This window comes from Streptomyces sp. 8P21H-1, assembly GCF_013302945.1.
In genome coordinates, this window is record NZ_JABTYA010000145.1 from 1 (window position 1) to 3,038 (window position 3,038).

At 74.7% G+C, this 3,038-nt stretch carries 3 protein-coding genes; 1 reads left to right on the forward strand and 2 read right to left on the reverse strand.

The window, feature by feature from the left end; translation table 11 throughout:
- Window positions 1-206: 206 nt before the first annotated feature.
- Together HO151_RS02570 and HO151_RS02575 are read right to left on the reverse strand one after the other, a co-directional pair.
- Window positions 207-452, reverse strand: coding sequence for a WhiB family transcriptional regulator (locus tag HO151_RS02570; protein ID WP_173894502.1), 246 nt, complete (start codon window positions 450-452; stop codon window positions 207-209).
- Between the two features lie 212 nt (window positions 453-664).
- A complete protein-coding gene (locus HO151_RS02575; RefSeq protein ID WP_173894503.1) occupies window positions 665-2,254 on the reverse strand; it encodes an alpha/beta hydrolase in 1,590 nt (529 codons plus the stop codon).
- An 82-nt stretch (window positions 2,255-2,336) separates the two neighbouring features.
- Here HO151_RS02575 and HO151_RS02580 point away from each other — a divergent pair.
- Window positions 2,337-3,038: MerR family transcriptional regulator (locus HO151_RS02580; protein ID WP_173894504.1), on the forward strand; the 702-nt coding region annotated here is incomplete at its 3' end.

Consider the following 3,038-nt stretch of genomic DNA (forward strand, 5'->3'; position numbering starts at 1 on the left):
CCCGCCCCGCCCCGGTGTTGTGCGCCGGGCGGGGCGTCTGCGTTCCCGTGCACCGTCGTCGCCCGTACGCCGTTCCCCGTACGCCGTCGTCCGGGCCCGCGCCGCGTCACCGGCGCCGGTCACCGGGTGGCGGCGTCCTGGTGCCGGGCGCGTGCCGTGCATGTGCCGTGCGCGTGCCGGGGCGTGTGTCGCCGGAAGGCGGCGTGTCAGTGCTGGGCGCGTCGGAGCACGAGTCGCTCCTTCTCCGACAGGCCGCCCCAGACACCGAAGCGTTCGTCATGGCTGAGCGCGTACTCCAGGCACGCGGAGCGCATCTCGCACATTCCGCAGATCTGCTTCGCCTCCCGCACCGAGCTGCCCGGCTCGGGGAAGAAGAACTCGGATCCGGTCTGGGCGCACAGCGCCTGTTCCTGCCAGGAGAGGTCGGCTGCGGCGGTGGTGTCATTGCGCATGCCGGCGATCGTGCCGCGTGTCGAAAAACGTTCGATCAACGCCGCATCAACGGGTGCCCGCCCCGTCGGCTCCCGGGCGGCCGGACCTGCGTCGACCCGCGGTCCGAGGTGTCACCGGTCCCGATGATGCCCGCGGTGCCGAACGGGCGCGCAGCGGCGCGCCGTGACGTGGTGCGACGTGCCGTGACACACCGCCGGACGCGCGGACCGGGTCACCGCGGCTGCCGCAGCCGCGTGAGCACCGTACGCAGGGCCCGGGAGACGGCCTCGCGGGACTCGTCCGTCGGTTCGTGCGTCTCGAAGCCGTGCCGGCCGTGCGGGACGTCGATCACCTGGACCGGGGTCCCCGTCTCCTCCGCCGCGGTCATGAACTCCTCCACCGTGGCGGCGATCTGCGGCGTCTCCAGACCCGCCCGGGTCAGCACGAGCGGTGGCGGCGTCCCGCCGCCGGCCCGGAGCACGCCTGCCGGGTCGAAGCGGGGACCGGCCGCGCCCCAGCCCGGGAGCGGGGCCAGGACCGGATAGGTGAGGGCCAGGCAGCGCAGCCACGGCGGCGGGTCGGTGATCCAGTCCGCGGCGAGCAGTCCCGCGCCGGAGAAGATCCACAGGGCGATGCGCCGGGCGTCCACGCGCGGATCGGCCCGCAGCAGGTCGAGAGCCTCGGCCACGTCGTCCGCGGCCCGCGCGTAGTCGGCGAGGCCGTGCAGTCGGTGCGCCACGACGGCTCCCACCGCGCCCAGCTCCGCCGTGCAGCGGGCGTAACCGAGGTAGGAGGGTGAGTCGCGCGGCGCGGGATCGGCGTCGGGCGGTACGGGGCCGCCGTGCACGAACAGCACCGCGGGCCACGGCCCGTGCGCTTCCGGTCCCGCTTCCGGTCCCGGTTCGGGGAAGTGCAGGTCCACGCGCCCGTTGCGCACCCGTGGCCGCTCCGGGGTGTCGAAGAGGAAGGGCCGGGCGAACGAGGACTCGCCCTCGGGCGCGGTCAGCCGGCGTCCTTCGCCCGCCGCCGCGCGCAGCAGCAGTCCGGCCAGTTCGTCCGGACGGGACAGCATCGGCCAGTGTCCCGTGGCCAGTTCGAAGAATCCGACCCGCGGATCGGCCAGCTTCCGGAACTGCGGCGGGCCGGTGCGTACCAGCGCCTCGACCAGTTCCAGGGTCGTCCCTCCCGCCGTGCACAGGATGCCGCTGATCGGTACGGCACCGGCGGCACCGGTCAACCGCAGCGGTTGTGTCAGTGTGCGCGGCGGCTGCGGGGCGGCCTGCCGGCTCAGCAGTTCCAGCTGCCGGGCCGACAGGCCGTCCGTGCTGCCCCACCGCTGCCACTGCGCCGGTCCCGGCGGGGGGACCGGCCGCGGACCGCCCTCGGCACGCAGCAGTTCGTGCACCGACGGGTCCGGCACCAGGGCCAGCGCCGCTTCACCGTCCTGCGGCATTCCCGCGTCCAGGTGGACGATCCGCGCGACCCGCTCCGGACGGCGGTCCGCGGCCCCCAGGACCGGATGGATGGCGTAGCCGTGCCCGACCAGCACCAACTCCCCGGACGGCTCCGGGGACTCCGGGGACTCCGGGGCCTCCGGGGACTCCGGGGACTCCGGGGACTCCGGGGACTCCGGGGCGGTCAAAGGGGCCAGGGAGTCGATCAGCCGGACCACGTCCTGGACATGTGTCTCCAGATCGGCCTCGGGCTCCCTGCTCGGCGTCACCGGGTGCGCCTCGGCGCCCGACTCCCGCAACCGCCCGATCACCTCGTTCCAGATCCGTCCGTCGGTGAACGGTCCGGAGACCAGGATGAACACGGGCATCGGTACCTCCAAGGGATGAGTTCGTCGTGGGTAACCTAGGAACTCCCCCTGAGGGAGGTTCAACCCGAGGAAGGTTCGGCCCTTGTCCCCGGACGGCACCCTGAGCATCGGCGAGCTGGCGGCGCGGACGCGGACCACGGTCAAGACCGTCCGCTTCTACTCCGACCAGGGCCTGCTGCCCGAAGCCGCACGCAGCGCCGGCGGCCACCGCCGTTACGGTCCCGACGCGCCGGCCCGGCTGCGCATGATCCGCGCGCTGCGCTCGCTCGACGTGCCCGTCCCCGAGATCGGGCGGCTCCTCGACCGCGGGGACACCCTGGAAGCCGTCGTGGCACGCCGGCTGGCCGGGCTCGGCACCGAACTCGCCGCCATGCGCTGGCGCGAGGCCGCACTGCGTGCGGTCCAGGACAGCACGCCGGAACAGCTCCCGGAACGCCTGGAGCTGATCGGGGCGGTCGGCGTGCCGCCCGACACCTCCGCCCTCGCGCACTACTGGCGCCGCCTGCTGCCGGCCCGCCTCTGCGCCCGGCTGCGCGGTGCCGTCACGGACGCGGCCGTCCCGCAGCCGCCGGCCGACCCGACTCCGGACCAGGTGCTCGCCTTCGCCCGGCTGCACGCCCTCGCGACGGCCGCCACGGACCACTGCCTCGTGTCCCACCGGCCCGCCGTCGTCGCGCATCCGGACCTGCTCTACGACGGTCTGCGCGAGGCGTACCGGCTGGTGGACGCCGCGCTGCGGACCGGCCGCGGCGTCGCCGGTCCGGGTGAGGCGCTGGACTGCTAC

What these genes read in the sequence shown, in the direction of transcription:
- HO151_RS02570 (WP_173894502.1), bottom strand. Translation starts at nt 452, where the DNA reads ATGCGCAATGACACCACCGCCGCAGCCGACCTCTCCTGGCAGGAACAG.
- HO151_RS02575 (WP_173894503.1), bottom strand. Translation starts at nt 2,254, where the DNA reads ATGCCCGTGTTCATCCTGGTCTCCGGACCGTTCACCGACGGACGGATC.